General features: G+C 38.7%; 11 protein-coding genes. 6 read left to right on the top strand and 5 right to left on the bottom strand.

The window, feature by feature from the left end; translation table 11 throughout:
- The first annotated feature begins 119 nt into the window (after positions 1-119).
- From IPP86_13475 to IPP86_13465, 3 genes are all read left to right on the top strand, one after another.
- The gene (locus IPP86_13475) at positions 120-2,948 is read left to right on the top strand and encodes an insulinase family protein (GenBank protein MBL0139520.1); all 2,829 of its coding nucleotides are present in this window, start codon (positions 120-122) and stop codon (positions 2,946-2,948) included.
- 98 nt (positions 2,949-3,046) lie between these two features.
- Positions 3,047-4,228, top strand: a complete 1,182-nt coding sequence (locus IPP86_13470) for a tetratricopeptide repeat protein (GenBank protein ID MBL0139519.1) — start codon at positions 3,047-3,049, stop codon at positions 4,226-4,228.
- Between the two features lie 707 nt (positions 4,229-4,935).
- Complete coding sequence (locus tag IPP86_13465; GenBank protein MBL0139518.1) at positions 4,936-5,592, top strand: glucosaminidase domain-containing protein; 657 nt, start codon at positions 4,936-4,938, stop codon at positions 5,590-5,592.
- A 62-nt stretch (positions 5,593-5,654) separates the two neighbouring features.
- Here the strand turns inward: IPP86_13465 and IPP86_13460 are convergent, their stop codons facing one another.
- From IPP86_13460 to guaA, 4 genes are all read right to left on the bottom strand, one after another.
- A complete protein-coding gene (locus IPP86_13460; protein MBL0139517.1) occupies positions 5,655-5,795 on the bottom strand; it encodes a hypothetical protein in 141 nt (46 codons plus the stop codon).
- 66 nt (positions 5,796-5,861) lie between these two features.
- Complete coding sequence (gene hemF / locus IPP86_13455; protein ID MBL0139516.1) at positions 5,862-6,791, bottom strand: oxygen-dependent coproporphyrinogen oxidase; 930 nt, start codon at positions 6,789-6,791, stop codon at positions 5,862-5,864.
- Positions 6,792-6,875: 84 nt separating this feature from the next.
- A complete protein-coding gene (locus IPP86_13450) occupies positions 6,876-8,294 on the bottom strand; it encodes a LysM peptidoglycan-binding domain-containing protein (protein ID MBL0139515.1) in 1,419 nt (472 codons plus the stop codon).
- A gap of 101 nt (positions 8,295-8,395) precedes the next feature.
- Complete coding sequence (guaA, locus tag IPP86_13445) at positions 8,396-9,925, bottom strand: glutamine-hydrolyzing GMP synthase (GenBank protein ID MBL0139514.1); 1,530 nt, start codon at positions 9,923-9,925, stop codon at positions 8,396-8,398.
- Between the two features lie 570 nt (positions 9,926-10,495).
- On the opposite strand from guaA, the gene IPP86_13440 reads away from it, so the two are divergent.
- Positions 10,496-11,638, top strand: a complete 1,143-nt coding sequence (locus IPP86_13440; GenBank protein ID MBL0139513.1) for a T9SS type A sorting domain-containing protein — start codon at positions 10,496-10,498, stop codon at positions 11,636-11,638.
- Positions 11,639-11,780: 142 nt separating this feature from the next.
- On the top strand, positions 11,781-12,122 hold the full coding sequence (locus IPP86_13435; protein MBL0139512.1) for a hypothetical protein: 342 nt from the start codon (positions 11,781-11,783) through the stop codon (positions 12,120-12,122).
- A gap of 23 nt (positions 12,123-12,145) precedes the next feature.
- Here the strand turns inward: IPP86_13435 and bshC are convergent, their stop codons facing one another.
- Positions 12,146-13,744 (bottom strand): bacillithiol biosynthesis cysteine-adding enzyme BshC, encoded by a 1,599-nt coding sequence (gene bshC, locus IPP86_13430; GenBank protein ID MBL0139511.1) that lies wholly within the window; start codon positions 13,742-13,744, stop codon positions 12,146-12,148.
- Between the two features lie 397 nt (positions 13,745-14,141).
- On the opposite strand from bshC, the gene IPP86_13425 reads away from it, so the two are divergent.
- Positions 14,142-17,549, top strand: coding sequence for a hypothetical protein (locus tag IPP86_13425; GenBank protein MBL0139510.1), 3,408 nt, complete (start codon positions 14,142-14,144; stop codon positions 17,547-17,549).
- Positions 17,550-17,843: the final 294 nt, after the last annotated feature.

Here is a 17,843-nt window from a genome sequence, read left to right as displayed (position 1 = left end):
AGAAAGATTCAAATGTGTCGCTGCTTTGCGATTCGTGTATTTTACCATGCCCAACTATATTTTACTAAAACTCATTCATTCAATATTCCAACTAACATCTAAACGCTAACATGAAAACCATGAAATGCCTTTCAAATTGGTTCTTACTATTCTTTGTACTCTCAGCAGGTACAGTTCTGGCACAACCTCAATTGGTTGAAAAAGTGGAACAAGGCGCCGGTATGACAATTCCATTTGAAAAATGGAAACTCAGCAACGGTCTTACCATTCTTGTACACGAGGATCACACCAATCCTTTGGTCACTGTCCGCATCACTTATCATGTTGGTTCAGCCCGTGAAAGTATTGGTAAGTCAGGATTTGCACACTTTTTTGAACACATGATGTTTGAAGGTTCAGATCATGTAAAAGATAAAGAGCATTTCAAAATTATCAGTGAAGCCGGCGGAAATATGAATGGTAACACTGAAAGAGATATTACGAATTATTATGAAATTATCCCAAGTAATAATCTTGAAGTAGCTCTGTGGCTGGAAGCTGACAGAATGGGATTTCTTCTGGATTCTGTTACAAAAGCGAAATTTGAAATTCAGCGCTCAACAGTGAAAAATGAAAAATCTCAGAATGTGGAGAACCAGCCTTACGCAATGGCTTTTGTAGAAACAATCAATCAGATTCTTTATCCTCCCGGACATCCTTACAGTTGGCCTGTCATTGGATATGTGGATGACCTCAACCGCGTAACAGTCGATGATTTGAAGAATTTTTTCCTTCGTTGGTATGGTCCAAACAACGCCATCCTGACCATTTCCGGTGATGTAAATACAAAAGATGCTATTGCTTTGGCCGATAAATATTTCAGTACTATTCCCGCTTCTCCGGAAGTGAAAAAACTTAAAGTACCAGCGCCGATCCTGTCTGTTGATCAATATGCAAATTATGTAGATAACGTTTATCTTCCTTTGACCCTGATGGTGTATCCTACAGTTCCAAAATTTCACAGAGATGAAGCTCCTCTGATGTTGCTTGCGAAAATGATGGGGGAGGGGAATAACTCCATTTTTTACAAAAATTTCGTAAAAAATGAAAAAGCTATCCAGGCAGGAGTAGGGTATGAAGGAAGTGAACTGGCTGGTGAAATGAACATCATTGTAGTCGCTTATCCAAGTATGAATCCCGCGGAAATTGGAAAGGACTTCAATGAAACGGAAAAGAAGATTCACGAAACTATTACTGAATTTGAAACTACCGGAATTACAGACGAAGCATTACAACGTGTAAAATCCGGGAAGGAATCTGAAATCATTGATGAAATTTCCACAACAATGGGAAAAGCATCTTTGCTTACAGAATGGCAACTTTTTGTAGGAAGACCCTACAATCTTACAGATGAACTGGATCGTTTTACTAAAGTGACCAAGGAAGATATTGTCAGAGTATTCAATAAATATGTGAAAGACAAATATGCGGCAATAGTAAACGTCTATCCGAAAGATCCGATGTCAAAGGATTCCGTGAAAAGTGTAAATCCAAACGCGAACCTGAAAGCAAATGATGATGCCGAATACAAAGGACTTACATATGTGAAAGCGAAAGATAATTTTGACCGAAGCAAACGACCAGCTGCAGGTGCTCCAAAGGCACCTGTGATTCCTCAATCGTATTCACAACAATTGAAAAACGGATTAAAAATTATTGGTACTCAAACACAAACTCCAAAAGTTGTGATGTTGCTCACCATTAAAGGTGGAAACATTTTATTTACTGAAGATCCCAAGAAAGCCGGAATTGCGGAATTCACAGCCGGCTTGATGAATGAAGGTACTCAGAACTATACCACAGAACAGATCAGCGCGGAGCTGGATAAACTGGGAAGCAGCATACAATTTGAAGGTGGCAAAGAAAACACAACTGTTGTTGTGCAATCTCTCACCAAAAACATTGATGCGACATTGAAATTGCTGGAAGAAAAATTGTTGCATCCACGTTTTGATCCTGCTGATTTTAAACGTGTAAAAAAACAATACATCGAATCTCTTGCAAACGAACGTAAGCAAGCGGATGAAACTGCAGATAAATTGTATAGAAATCTCATTTATGGAAATACTGTCCTTGGTGCTTACCCAACTGAAAAAAATATCAGAAAGCTGTCTATTGATGATTTGAAAAATTATTATCAGCAATACTATTCACCTGCAGTGGCCAGCCTGGTAATTGTTGGAGATATCAGCGAGAGTCAAATTATTCCGAAGTTGTCATTCCTTGAAAAATGGGAATCTAAACCGGTTAAACTTCCGGAGATTTCTGTAGCGACATCTTCAGCGCCAACAACAATTTATTTTGCAAACAAGGATGATGCGCCACAATCGGTATTGATGATTGGTCATCTTTCTTCAAGCTATGACGCGACCGGTGATTTCTTCAAATCAAATGTCATGAACTTCGCATTGGGTGGCGCATTCAACAGCCGACTGAACCTGAACCTTCGTGAAGAAAAAGGGTATACCTATGGAATCCGTTCAGGATTTCAAGCAACGAAATACCCAGGAACTTTTACCGTTTCTGCCAGTGTGAGAAGAACCGCCACAGATTCCTGTGTTACTGAAATCATGAAAGAAATTAAAAACTACAAAGCCAAAGGATTGACCGATGAAGAAGTTGCCTTCACAAGAAATTCCATTCTGAATAGTGAAGCTCTGCGTTACGAATCACCGTTTCAAAAGGCAAACTTCCTTTCCCGAATTGTACAATATGATCTTCCAACTGATTTTACTGTGAAACAGGCTCAGATCCTGAAAGACATGACCAAAGAAGACATGAACAGTCTTGCTGCAAAATATCTGAATCCTGACAATATGGTGATCATGGTTGTTGGAAACCGATATACATTGAAGGATAAATTGGAGAAACTTGGATACGGAAAAATCAAGGACGTAGATCTCGAATAGTTGAATTGTAGATTTGAGAATTTAGATTGTTGATTTATCTCAGCATTTAAAACTCCTATGAATTTCAAACTACCGAATTAATTTAACAATAGACACTCATGAAAATAAAGTTGCTTTTACTGTTTACGATTATTTCCCTTCAGACTTTTGCACAAAATTTCAATGTGCAAAGCGCGGCCAATTCTTTAAACAATAAAGATCTTCCGGGAGCTAAAAAGTTTATTGATATGGCAGGGCAGAACGAATCAACCGCGAACAATCCGAAAATGTGGTATTACCAGGGAAAAATTTACCTGGAGATCTATAATGATTCAGCTGCCAATGCAAACGGGTTGGATCCTGATGCAGCTGAAAAAGCCACTATCGGCTTTCTGAATTGCCTGAAAACAGATGCCAAAGAAAATTACAAGGACGATTGCAACAAACTTGTCTGGGTTGCAGGTATCGGGGCTTTTAATAAAGGGATAGAAGCGTATTCAAAAGGTGAATCTGCCAAAGCAAGTCGTTTGTATCAATTGGTCTTGGATGTATTGCCACTTGATAAAGACAATAACCTGAAACGAAATAATATTACAACGGAAATCGTTTACAAGAATCTTTACTTTAATGCAATTAAAGCGAAAGACAATGAAAAGGCCAAACTGTACGTTCAGAAATTAATGGATATGAAATTTAATGATCCAAAAATTTATCTGTACATGAGCCGTTTGAATCTGGAAGACAAGGATACTTTAAAAGCGATGGAGTCCATTGCAAAAGGAAGAGCCTTGTTTGACGATAATTCATCGTTGATGAATGAAGAAATTCGTTTGTATATCCTCACAGGAAGAACAGAAGAATTGATCACCAAACTGAATGAATCCATAGAAAGTGCACCGGACAATGAGAATCTTTATTTTACCAGAGCTTCATTGTATGAAGGCAAAAAGGAATTGGATAAAGCAATTGCTGATTACAAAAAAGCCATTGAAATTAACCCGGACCTGATGGATGCGAATTACAACCTTGGTGTCATCTATTTTAACCAGGGAGCAGAGAAGGCGAATGCGGCAAATTCCTTGAAATCAAATGAGGAATTTGAGAAAGCAAAAAAGGTCTTTGAAGAGAAATTCAGATCAGCGGCGCCATACCTGGAAAAGTCGCTTGAGCTGAATCCTAAGAAAACAGAGGATGACCAGAGCCTGTACAAATCAACTTTACAGATCCTGAAATTGCTGTATGCCCGAACCAACGAAACTGAAAAGTACAACAAAGTAAAAGCACAACTGGAGGCAAAGTAATTTCCATTGGAATGAATGATAAAGGAGCAGGACCGAAATTCTGCTCCTTTATTATTTTTATGAGGTCAGAACCTTGAAATCGGTTAGGAATCGAAGTAAAGGGCTCAATATCACCAATATTACTACTTAACATAATATTAATTATAGGACAAAACATCTGTTCCGTTTTTACACTAAGGTCTTTTTCTTGATCCTATAATTTCGATTATCGTTAAGCGAATCCATGCACAAGGCGCTCCTCGTTAGGTGAATTCTTTAATTTGATCTAGCCAGATAATAGCATGCTTTGCTCCTGTTCATCTCTTCGAAGATTTTTTTTAATTGAAAACCTGAATTCTAATTCAGGTTCAAAACAGATTCTCTTATTATGAGTCTGTCAATACGATACTATATCTATATGTCCTATTTGAGGCTTTGAACAATAAAATCCGGTTCGTTTCCTGAATTTAAAATTGCTCTTTTGAGGCTTGTTTTTTCTGCATAAATCAGTGTTTTTTCTCCTGAAACTTGATTTTCTGATCAATTTCAAAGATTTATCTGGCTCATATTCAAATACTTCCAATGACCCCGCAGCCGGATCAATTCACCAATTAATAAGGGCCATTTCACCAAATAAGGTTTATAAACCGGTCCCTGGCGGGGTATTTTTGATTCATCAAGACCACAGCCATTGATTGACCATTCGCACGGTTCAAAAAACAAAAGATATGAAAACAAGCTGTTGTCATACCAAAAACTTCCGACAGGAAATGGACTCAGTCCTTTGCCTGAACGAAACCTGTGAGAATTATTTGCGGGAAACTAAAATTGTTGAGCGCTCACATTACTGGAACAATGTATTCGTATTCCATTTCTTTGTATTCTTCTTTATTCTTTGCTCAACAGATTTTTCATTCACAAATGGTAATTCCGTTCAAACTGTACTGCATGGCCGTACAAAGAAATCGGAAGAAAAACCGTTGTCAAAGGAATCATTACGTCAGGAACTGGACAATCAACATGTGATCTGTCCGGAACAGGTCTACGCGCAGATTCTTATTGAATCCGGACATCTGAATTCTTACCTGGTGACCCGTACAAATAACCTGCTTGGAATGAGATATCCATTCAAACGTCAGACTACTGCGATTGGAATCTTTCTTCCGGATGAGAACATCGTTATCAAAGGATCACAGGATGAATTAAAGAAATACAGAAACAAAAACCACTATGCAGTGTATGCCAACTGGCAGGATTGTGTACGTGATTATAAATTCTGGCAAGATCAGTGCTTTAAACTCACTGAGCGTTACCTCACATTCCTTGGTAACTATTATGCTGAAGACGTTCATTATGTTGCCAAGATCAAACAACTATCCAAGTAAAATATTATAAAAAAAGCACCGGTAAAACCGGTGCTTTTTTTATTTAGAAAAACAGGAAGAGTTTATCCCCATTTAACAACGCCGAAAATCCAAATTATCGTAATAAGGATCCAGAGGAATGCAAACGCGGCAGCACCGCCTTTTCCAAAATACGTATACCAGAATCCCTGGTTGTTTGTTGAACTATGGTGTTCGTGTGACATAGTAATATAGAGGCTTGATTTTGACTGCAAATATTAGAAAATTCTCTGAAATACAATAACATTATGTTAAATGGAGCGATTGGTAACCCAATTTATTCCTTTTTTTAAAGATTCCAGAGTCTTTTGCTCTTCAGAACCAAACTCTGGTCGAAAATCATAAATCCATTCCGCCATTGGTGGCAGGCTCATCAGGATGGATTCGGTACGACCATCCGTTTCAAGTCCAAAGCGTGTTCCACGGTCATAAACCAAATTGAATTCAACATATCTTCCTCGACGAAGATGCTGCCATTTCTTTTCACGATCTCCGAATTCCATTTTCTTGTTTCTTGCGATGATCGTTGTGTAGACGGGCGCAAATGTTTCTCCAACCGCCTTCACAAAATTCCAAAGGTCTTTTTTTGGAGCAGCTTCACTTCCATCGCGCAGTTGATCAAAGAAAATTCCTCCAATACCACGGGTTTCATTTCTGTGACGAATAAAAAAATAATCATCCGCCCACTGCTTAAATTTCGGATAATATCCCGGATCAAACTTATCACAGACTGATTTTAAGCTTGTGTGAAAAAGTTCCGCATCCGAATGATTTACATAATGTGGTGTCAGGTCTATTCCTCCTCCAAACCAGTATGTCGCACCATCGCTACTTTCAAAATAACGAACATTCATGTGGATGATAGGAATAAAAGGATTAACCGGATGAATGACAATTGAAACACCGGTGGCATAAAATTCCTCAGACAAGATGTGGTCCGCACCAGTTTGCTTGCGCATAAAATCCGGTGTTTTTCCATGCACTGCCGAAAAATTAACCCCACCTTTTTCAATAACCAATCCCTTTTCAATTACCCGGGTTTGTCCGCCACCACCACCGGGCCGCTGCCAGGAATCTTCTCGGAATTTTGCATGACCATCAGCCTCCTCAAGAGCTGATGTTATCCTTAGTTGAAGATCCCTGAACCAGGTTGAAATTTCTTTTGCATCGTTGCTGATCATGACGGATGAGTTGAAATATGAAATTACGGAAATGAAGAATCTGAGATCCGAAATGGAGACAACGTAAAACAGAAGTTACAAAAACTATTTGATAAGTTCCGGAAGAAAATTTCTGAATTGAAGAAAATGAAGTATTTTATTTTCCACGCACTGACCATTTTCAGTCTTAGAAAACAAATAATCTGAATACAGACCATTGATCAATTTGGCATTCTTGTCATCCGGATGATCGAGATCTTTCCTCAGATACAATAAGCCGGCAACAAACATCGCATCATAACCCTGGAATGCTGCTTCTCCGGGTTCGGTATTGTAAGTGTCGCGGTAATACCTTCTGAATTGTTCGATTTCAGTTTCTTTATAATCCACAAATCCGGCATTGAATAATACCACATGAAAAGTATCAAAAAGCGCAGGATCGATTGTTTCAAAATATTGCCATGTAGGCAGACCAACTACTGTTAACTGATAATCCGCTGTAAGCTCTTTCAATGAATTAAAAATTGTGGAAATCATGTCTTCGTTGGAAGAAGGAATAAAAATCACATTCTTTTTTCCTTTGGACAAGCTATCCTGAATTCCCTTGAAACCCAATTTTCCATAATCCGCAAAACGGACTTTTGCATCAGGATTATTTTCCAGAAAACCCTGACGAAAGATAGCAGATCGCTCTGTTTCTTTTGCCTGTACCGTCTTTACAACAATACAATTCGATGCAGGAAAAAGATCCGCTGCTTTCGAACCGGTCATCCTGCACTGCAAAAGTGATGACGGATACAATGCAATTGCTTTGGGATTCATACGCACAAAATCCGTCACATTAATTCCAGAAACCATAAATGGAACTTCATGCTTTAAAGAATAGTCGTTCAATTTACGAAGTTCAGAATTCCCCAAATTTGTCAGTAACAAGTTTTCATCCATAAGTTCCTGCCTGAAAAGTAATTTATTCAAACGAGAGCTGTCTTCTCCCGTATCATAAATTGCAAGTCTGGCTTTCATGCCCAAACCTTTAAGTCTTACAAGCGCACTTTGCATGCCCTGATAAAACTGGAGATTGGTTTCGATTTCCTTTTCCAATGGTTCAGCGATATAGGAAGAATCGTGAGGTTCACCAGGTAAGTAAATACGATCAAGATTCAATTTGGTAAAAAATGACAAATTGAATTCTTTGTGTTTGGGTTGAACTTCCTCTGCATTTTTAGTTTCTTCCTTTTGTTCTTCCTTTTTTATCCAACTGTACGCAGGGATCCACAATTTCATTTTCACTTTTAATCCATCTTTCACAAGATCGGGATTAAACTGATGAATTTCTTCTTGTGGAATTTTGAATTTCTGGGAAATGGAAAATAGTGTTTCGCCTTTCCCTACTTTATATATATAGAATTTTCGAGAATTAACAAACCGAATTTCGCTGGTGTCTTTTTTGGAAATGGTTTGAGCCTGAGTGTAATTGGTAAATTGCAAAATCAGGCAACAGCTAAATAAAAAAATGAGTTTCAAATTGCATTTGATTGCAATGAAGGAACTTTTAAATCTGAATTTTGTTGCCACCGTCATTTCCTGCATATAAACCTTAATCTGTTCTGAATTCTATAAAAAAACTATTCCCATTCGATGGTAGCCGGAGGTTTTGAGCTGATATCATAAACCACCCGATTGATTCCTTTCACCTTGTTGATTATCTCATTTGACATTTGTGCTAAAAATGTATGTGGTAAATGGCACCAGTCGGCTGTCATACCGTCAACAGATGTTACTGCTCTCAATACAATTGCATTTTCATACGTCCTTTCATCCCCCATTACACCTACGGATTGAACGGGCAATAGAATCACGCCTGCCTGCCAGACTTCATTGTACAGATTGTGTGATTTTAATCCTTCGATAAACAATGCATCAGCTTCCTGCACAATCGCGATTTTTTCCGGTGTAATTTCACCAAGGATACGAATTGCAAGTCCGGGTCCCGGGAACGGATGACGGTTGAGGATAACATCATCAATTCCCAACTCTTTCCCGACTCTGCGAACCTCATCCTTAAACAACGCTTTCAGCGGTTCAATAACCTTGAGGTTCATTTTTTCCGGAAGTCCGCCAACATTATGATGGGATTTGATCGTGGCAGATGGTCCTTTCACACTCACGGATTCAATGACGTCAGGATATATCGTTCCCTGACCCAGCCATTTTACATCCTTAATACGGTGCGCTTCCGCATCGAACACTTCGATGAAAACCCTTCCGATTGCTTTTCTTTTTTGTTCAGGATCAGAAATTCCTTTCAAAGCAGAATAGAATTGTTGTTTCGCGTCAACGCCTGAAATGTTCAGGCCCATGTGACGGTAAGAATTCAAAACCGAATCGTATTCATTCTTACGTAACAACCCATTGTCGACAAAAATACAATGCAGGTTAGCGCCGATAGCCTTGTGCAATAATATCGCAGCAACACTCGAATCGACACCTCCTGACAGTCCAAGGACAACCTGATCGTTTCCGATGGTCTCCTTCAGTTTCTTTATAGAATCATCAACAAAGGATGCGGGAGTCCAATCCCTGGTACATCCGCAAATATCAATCAGGAAATTTCGAAGCAATGCTTTTCCATCTGTTGAATGTGTCACTTCAGGATGAAATTGGATTCCAAAAGTCGCTTCGCCTTTAATCTTGTAAGCTGCGACTTTGACATCCGATGTGCTGGCGAGAATTTCAAAATTATCAGGAATTCTTGCAATGGTATCAGCATGCGACATCCATACCGTGGAAGCCATCGGAATATCCTTGAAAAGACGGTCAGCGGAATTAATGCTCTTTAATGTTGCCCTGCCGTATTCCCTGATTTTAGACGGCATTACTTCGCCTCCATTCTGTGCGGCCATCAATTGGGCTCCATAACAAACACCAAGGACAGGTATCTTCTTCCGAATTGATTCTAAATCAATTTGAGGAGCATTTGAATCCCGCACCGAGGACGGACTACCCGATAATATCACCCCTTTGGTATTTTTATCGATCAGAGGTATATGATGAAACGGATGAATTTCGCAGTATACATTCAGTTCCCGGATTCGGCGCGCAATCAGCTGGGTATATTGGGAACCAAAATCAATAATCAGAATGGTCTCGTGCATGCGCAAAATTAACAGATTTATTTCTTCTTCTCTGAAGATTGAAAAATATGAATTGGATGAAAATGAAATTCAATTCCAAAACCAAATCCTGATTTGCGTCATTTAAGCAAGATAATGAACAGTAAGCAATCGTTTGTTTTTAATCATGAATTTGAATTTTATCCTAAAAATCAAATGACTCATTTAACATAATATTCGGGGACTCAATTGACTATGATGATGTATATCATCGGAATTCTCCAGAAGGTATTTCATTATTTTTATAAATTGCGGTGATAAAAAATGACCCTCCGAAAATCGTTTTTCCAATTTGAAAAGAATTGTAAGATCTCACTCGAAAAATGAAAATTCTGGCCTCTTCCGGTTCTGTATGATTAAAACAAAAAGGATCATTATCCTGTATAATTAATAAACAATGTTCAAGAAGCCCGTACATAGAATAACAAAATCAGATTTTCTACAGGATGATGAACTTATTTTAGGATCCTTTAGATCACAAACCTACCAACTCCCATGAGCAAATTAAATTGTATGGTAAATTATACCTTGAAAATCCGAATCATATTTCAGATGTATAAAATCAGGATAGTACTTCCCATCCTGGTTATGTTTTTGGGAACTAAAGTCAATGCCTTTATTCCAAAGCCTGATAAAGTAGTGATTTGTGTTCTCGAAAATCATGGTTTCCCTCAAATAATTGGTTCCGCCTCTGCTCCATACATCAATTACCTTGCTGGTATAGGTGCTAATATGGTTGAATTTTATGCATTAACACATCCAAGTCAACCCAATTACATTATGTTGTTTTCTGGCGATAATCAAGGGGTGACAACTGACAATGTTCCTACAGGCACTCCCTGGTCAGTTCCAAACCTTGGAGCTTCACTTCTCAATGCCGGATTTACTTTCGGGGGATATTCTGAAGACCTTCCGGGAGTCGGTTCAAATGTTGCCAGTTCAGGTGGATATGCACGTAAACACAATCCCTGGGTGAATTGGCAAGGTACAGGAACGAATCAAATCCCGGCAAGTTGTAATATGCCTTTAACAATGTTTCCTACAGACTTTAATCAATTGCCTGATCTGAGTTTTGTAGTTCCTAATCAGGACAATGATATGCACAATGGCAGTGATCCTGCCAGGATTGTTGTAGGTGATGAATGGGTGAGAACTCATCTTGAAGCTTATGTGAATTGGGCGATGACTCACAACAGTTTATTCATTCTTACTTTTGACGAAGACAACAATTTGTATCAAAATCGTATTCCAACAATTTTTGTAGGCCCTATGGTGCAGGCCGGAACATATTTTGCGAATGGGTATCACCATTATGATCATTTGCGCACTCTGGAAGAGATGTATGGATTGCCTTATGCGGGAGCAAGTGCTACAGCTGCACCAATACTTGAAATCTGGAGAACAACAGGAATTCAGAATCCTTCCGGAAATGGAATTCGTGCGATCGTTTATCCAAATCCTGTCAGGTCAGAATCGAATCTCCTTATTTCATCCGATGGAGAAATTCAAGGTTCAGGTTTGGAATTTCACATTTATGATGTTATTGGCAACACTGTCAGGAAAATCCTTGTCCCAGACTTCAATTCGAACACTTCCCTTACTTTCCATAAAGAAGGTCTAACAGCAGGAATATACTATTGGAGAATATTTCAGAAAAATCGGGTTCTTTCCGCTGGAAAAGTGGTCATTGAATAAACGTATCTGGCACTGAAATCGAAAAAGCAGCTCAATGGGCTGCTTTTTTTTTGCATGATTGCACAGAATTGATTATGTTTGTTTTAAAGGCGGACTATTGCGAGTCCCCTCTTACTCACAGCCTGCATTTTAGTCCACAATAATGAATACAATTAGTCTGCGACGGTCATTTGACTTTGCTTATGTTGGTCTGATTTTTCAGATCCCGGTGCTGCTCTATTGGTTCATCTGGGCTGTTTGTTACATTGCAAATGACAGTTATCCTGAAAGGATTTACATGTTTTACTCATGGGTTCCACGGACCATGACTGGAATTCCTACGCAATGGGTAGTACTTCTCTTCAGTCTTACAGGTTTGAGTTTTGCTGTTACTGAAAAAATGATTCGTCACACACGTTGGTATAAAACCGTGAGACATATTCGTCTCGGGATTCAGGTAGGTTTGCTTTTGTTGTTTATCAATGTTCTTGAGATCATGTACTGATCTTATCTGTTAAAACAGAATCTTTACTTTTCAGTCAGAATAATAAAACGTTGATCAAATGGATCGATGTTCAAAAGTAATTCATCAAAAAACGATGTACCGTACCGTAAATAAAAAGGTATGAAATTTTCAATTCTCTCCTGAAGTGAATTGTTAGGAAATAATTTTTCTTTGAGTTTCACAATTTGATTTACTTCATTTTCACTTTTCTTCTTTTTTGCACGGATAACCTTCTCTTCTATCGTCTTCAATGCATTCTTCATTCTTTGTAATTCTGCTTCAACATTACTTTTTAAACTTGCATCGATCCGGGAAACTTCTTCGGCAAGCCGGTTGAATTCCACTTCTAGTGTGTTTTGTGAATCAGAAATTGAGAATGAAAGCTCTGAAGTATTTTTAAAATAATTTTTTAACCAGGCGTCTGATGAATCGAAAATTTGTTCCGGAAGAATGTTGAATTTTTTCATTCTTTCATGCGAGGGAGAATCAATCAGTAAAAGACTGGCTCTGAGAATTAAGGCTGGAAATGGAATGCCAAAAAAATCAAACGTGGATTTGTACTCCAACCAATAGGCTATTTCAGAAGGGCCTCCAATAACTGCAATATTGGGCAGAATGCTTTCCTGATACAAAGGTCTGATCACAACATTCGGGCTAAACCTCTCAGGATGGTTCCTCACTTCGGCAATTATTTCATCTTTTGACCAGGATTTATTTGAATCAAGGACTTCATATCTGTCGGCGTTCAGAACAATTCTTTCTCTCTTATCGGAAGTGAGATAAAATAGGTTAATGTTCCGTGGATGAACCTGAATATTGTAATTTTTACCAAGGTCCGCAATGACTTTTGAAACATGTGCTTCCGCTGAATGTGTTTTAAGATCATCCACGATTACAGGTAAGAATTTCGACTTCAAACGAGCGTCATCGGCGTCCAGGATGATTAACCCGTATTTATGAAATAAGGAATGCACTAGTTTTCGCATTGCCACACCAAGGTTAGCGGCGCCTGTGTATGCATCTGACATGAGCTTGAATAGTTCATCTGCTCCGGGTAACGTGCCCATCTTTTGCTTCAGTTGATCCAAAGCTAAGGCAATTCCGGTGCATTTTGCTTTCCCGGAAGCACCTGTCCAATCTGTCTCCCATTCTATTTTTTGACTGAAAATTGTAGCAGAACGAATCTCTTCCATGTCATGATCCTCGGATGCCATCCAATAGACAGGAACAACGCCTACACCGTTTTTTGAGAGTTTTTCAGCCAGACTAATTGTACTTAGAATTTTATAAATAAAATAAAGTGGACCGGTAAATAAATTCAACTGATGTCCTGTGGTAACGGTAAAGGTTTTAGGATCCAGAATTGAAAGAAGATTCTGTTGAGTTAAGCCTGAAAGATCTATTCCTGCAATTTTATATTGTTCCGAAATTACTTCAACAAGCAACTTTCTATCAATTTCTTGAGTCGAACGGGATTTTGCAATTCCAAGGCAATTTTCAATGGAAGGAAAAACATTATAAAAAGGAGCCAGATCCGGTTTCCCGTCAACATAGTCTACCGGTAAAGAATCAAAGGATTTTGTAAGGTCGAATTTTATTGATTTTTTTTGAAAAACGGACATTGTCGGGAGGAGTAATAGGATTAAACCTTTAAATGGTTTTAAAATGAAAAAAGCATCATAAAAACCATTTTTTGCTCTATTTATTGAATGCAAATGTACAAGGATTCCCTTACTAAATTGGAAGAACTATTTTGAACAATATCTGAATCAGGGCTAACATGATTTTAAAATGAACTTCCTTACTTTTTCCTTTAAAATTATATTCACTTAAATTTACCTTGATCCTTGATGAGGAAATGCTTACATTTGTTAATGAGAAGGTAAGGGGCTTCTCTCTTCCCTGAATTCTTCTTCATTAAAGTTAAGTTCCGGCCTCTTACATTTTTTTCAATGAACTCAATTTTCCGGAAGTGAATTTGATGATGGTCAGTATTCCTTAAATAAATTAAGTCCTGTGATGAAAAAATACTACCTGAGATTGGTAATGCCAGTTGTTTGTTTCCTCGCCCTGGTAATAGGGACCACTACTTCCTACGCTCAAATTAATGATTACACCCTAAGTACATCCGGTGCACCTGCCCTTGATGACATGACCAGCGGAACATCATTATTGATTTTTTCCTCAAACGATGATATAGCGTCTTCTGTTCAGAACATCGGATTTTCGTTTCCATTTGCAGGAGTTTCATACACGCAGTTTTCTGTCAACAGTAATGGGTTAATGCGTCTTGGAAGTGCCGCTGTTTCAAATTCAGGATCAAACTTGCTCACTGGTGCAACTGATTTCCCTAAAATCTGTCCGTATTGGGACGATCTTAGTACCGGTGTAAATGGTATCGTACATTTCAAGACAACAGGTACTTCTCCAAACCGCAAACTTACTGTTGAATGGAATCTCACGGTTCCAAAAAATATATCCGGAAGCGCCAATGTAAAATTCCAGGTTTGGTTGTTTGAGAATACCAAAATGGTTCAATTTGTTTATGGTTCAGGTTTCGTTGCAAATTCACTCACCGGAGGCTATACAATTGGAATGGCTACCAGTCCAACTGATTTCTTTTGTATTAATGCGTCTAGTAGTACCAAGAGTCTAACAGAAATTAACAACAATACAGTTGCCGTTGCAACTGCGCGTAACTACAAATTTACTCCTCCGGTTCCAACTTCAGTACCAAACTGTGCAAGCAGTCTGTATCCGGCAAATGGAGCAACGGGCCTCTCACCTGATTTTAACGCCGTCAGTTGGACAAATGGAGGAGGAAGTCCAAGCGGATACGATGTCTACTTTGGAACTAATCCGGTTTCACTTCCACTGGTTTCTTCCAATCAGGGCGGGACAACTTACGCTCCCGGAATCCTTTCCTGGAATTCTACTTATTACTATCGCATTGAACCACGAAATGTTGTCGGTCCTGCAGCAGGTTGTCCTGTCAATCAGTTTCAAACTGGTACTTTACTTGATTTTGTTCCTATCTTAACAAATGGAATCACTTATACATCTATTAGTGGAAGTGGTACTTCCGTAAGTTCATGGAAAAATGGTACGAATACCGATGATAATCTCAGTACTTCAATTCCAATTGGTTTCGGTTTCGGTTATGAAGGTGCAACTTTTTCGAACTTTCTTGTTTCAACCAATGGATTTATCACATTAAATACATCCACAACAGCTACAGGAGGCGGAAGTAACACACCATACAATTATATTAATGCAAACCTGAGCGCTACAGGTTCTACCCTCTCTCCGCTAATTATTGCTCCTTTTTATGAAGATCTTGTTTGTCAGGGAAATCCTAACACACTTGCCGGACTCACCAGCTGTATACGGTATCAAACCAGTGGCATTGCAGGAAGTAGAATACTCACTGTTGAATGGATTGGGATGGAATCGTATCAAAATGCCGGGCCTAACCTGAATTTTCAATTAAAACTATATGAAGGCAGCAATCAGATTGAGTTTGTTTATGGAACCATGGAAGGATTCAATGGAACATCGACACACCTATACACCTATTCTTGCGGTGTAAATGCCATGTATCTCAGCCCAGTATTACAACCGGGAGAATTGTTTTGTCAACAGACAGCAAACAGTTCCTCTTTTGATTTTATTCCATATGACATTTTAAATTTCATACCTTTTTGTAATTCTAGTATATTACTCAGTGCGGGAAACAACTCACCTCAGTCAATTACTCTTGACCCTCCAATAAATGATGATCAGCAATCAGCGATCCCTCTTCCTTCAAATGCAAGTCCTTGTATTGATTTATGCGGAACTTATTATACAACCCTGAATGCTACTCCGAGTGGACAAGCTGCTTGTGCAGGCAGTTTAGCAGATGATGATGTTTGGTTCAGTTTCACAGCGACCAATTCAAATACAACAATCAAAGTTGCCGGATCAGGAGGTTTCGATCCAGTTATACAACTTTATTCTGCAACTTTCATTCTTATAAGCTGTACCGATGCAACCGGCACTGGAGCCTTTGAATCCATATCAACCACTTCACTGATTCCTTCTCAGGATTATTACATCAGGGTTTATCACAAAGGAGCGGGATCAGGTAGTTCATCCGGACAGTTTTCAATTTGTGTGAGTGCGACACCCCTCCCTCCATCAAATGATGAATGTGCAAATGCAATTTCCCTTGCTGTAAAAGAAAATTGCACTGCTGTTATAGGAACTCAAACTGTTGGAGCAACTGCATCTGCTTCGATTCCTTCTTGTTTTGCTGTTGGAACAAATCCGGATGATGATGTCTGGTATAAATTTGTCGCAACAAACAGGAATTTGAATATTAATGTTCAAAGTGGGGCGGGATTTAATGCAGTCGTTCAATTATTCAGTGGAAGTTGTGGAAGTTTAACAGCGATGTCCTGTCTGAACAATACAAGTACAGGCCAACTTGAAACCATTTCTGCGAATGGACTCACACTTGGTCAGACGTATTTCATTCGTGTTTATCATGCGGCTGCCGGAGGTGGTAGTGGTAATTTTACGATTTGTATTACATCGCCAAGACCAGTATGTCCGACTCTTCAGTTACCGGCAAATGCGACCATCAATGTACCTTCTTCAGGTATTCAAATCAGGTGGAACCCTTCACCAAATGCAAATGGCTACATTGTATATCTTGATACCCTGAATCCGGCGGTTCATTTTCTGGCAAATGTAACTGATACAAGTGTTTTCAGTGGCACTCTCAAATTAGGATATACTTATTACTGGAGAGTTGAACCCTACAATGCATCCGGAAATACACAATCCTGTGCTCAATATGTGTTCGCAACAGAGCCATTTGCTTATGCATTAAATATCAAGGCCTTCCTTGAAGGATTTTACACAAGCAACAGACATATGGTAGCGAGCATAAATCCAAATGACACCATCTCTGATACTCTTACAGTTTGTCTTGCTTCTTCAGCGATTCCGCATACAATTTTGTATTCCAGTAAGGCATTGCTTTCAGTGAATGGTCTTGCGCCGGCATATTTTCCTCAACCTGCCCTGTTACAAGCTTATTATATCGTTCTGAGACATAGAAATAGCCTTGAAACCTGGAGTAGTACCCTTTTTGCCTTTAATACACCTGATACACTGTATGATTTTACGAATGCCAATTCAAAATCATTTGGAAGTAATATGGTACAAATGGAGCCGGGAGTATTTGCATTAAAAACCGGAGATGTAAACCAGGATAATTTTATCAATTCCGCTGATGACATAAAGATGGATGCGGATTTGGGACAAATGCAGTTTGGTTATTTTGCTTGCGATTTAAATGGTGATCGTATTGTTGAATCCACCGATTATTCAATGTTGGAAAATCGTTCGAGTTTATTAATTTTCACTCTTAGCCCTTAAATTCAGGAGCTCAGGATACATTCAAAATTTTCCTTACAGAATTTTATTTAACTGTTTTATTCAAATGTAATCTGCTGTTCATTTGAATGAAGACCGGAATGGTTTTTGTTCTGGAATTATTCAAACATTAAATAAAATGTTTACCACGAACTTTGCCCCTTTTAACCAGTTCATGTATCAGTTTGTATAATTTTCTTTTAAAAATAAGGTTTCTTGCTTATTTTTCTTTGCAGAAGTTTAACACAACCGTGGCAAATAAGTTTTTTCGAATAAACTGCTTACCCGGTTAGAAAC

The sequence above is a fragment of the Bacteroidota bacterium genome, from assembly GCA_016720935.1.
Lineage (GTDB): Bacteria > Bacteroidota > Bacteroidia > AKYH767-A > 2013-40CM-41-45 > JADKJP01.
Note: the sequence above shows the minus strand (reverse complement) of the source record. Positions and strands in the feature narration are given on the sequence as shown.

What these genes read in the sequence shown, in the direction of transcription:
- IPP86_13475 (MBL0139520.1), top strand. Translation starts at nt 120, where the DNA reads ATGAAATGCCTTTCAAATTGGTTCTTACTATTCTTTGTACTCTCAGCA.
- IPP86_13470 (MBL0139519.1), top strand. Translation starts at nt 3,047, where the DNA reads ATGAAAATAAAGTTGCTTTTACTGTTTACGATTATTTCCCTTCAGACT.
- IPP86_13465 (MBL0139518.1), top strand. Translation starts at nt 4,936, where the DNA reads ATGAAAACAAGCTGTTGTCATACCAAAAACTTCCGACAGGAAATGGAC.
- IPP86_13460 (MBL0139517.1), bottom strand. Translation starts at nt 5,795, where the DNA reads ATGTCACACGAACACCATAGTTCAACAAACAACCAGGGATTCTGGTAT.
- hemF (MBL0139516.1), bottom strand. Translation starts at nt 6,791, where the DNA reads ATGATCAGCAACGATGCAAAAGAAATTTCAACCTGGTTCAGGGATCTT.
- guaA (MBL0139514.1), bottom strand. Translation starts at nt 9,925, where the DNA reads ATGCACGAGACCATTCTGATTATTGATTTTGGTTCCCAATATACCCAG.
- IPP86_13440 (MBL0139513.1), top strand. Translation starts at nt 10,496, where the DNA reads ATGTATAAAATCAGGATAGTACTTCCCATCCTGGTTATGTTTTTGGGA.
- IPP86_13435 (MBL0139512.1), top strand. Translation starts at nt 11,781, where the DNA reads ATGAATACAATTAGTCTGCGACGGTCATTTGACTTTGCTTATGTTGGT.
- bshC (MBL0139511.1), bottom strand. Translation starts at nt 13,744, where the DNA reads ATGTCCGTTTTTCAAAAAAAATCAATAAAATTCGACCTTACAAAATCC.
- IPP86_13425 (MBL0139510.1), top strand. Translation starts at nt 14,142, where the DNA reads ATGAAAAAATACTACCTGAGATTGGTAATGCCAGTTGTTTGTTTCCTC.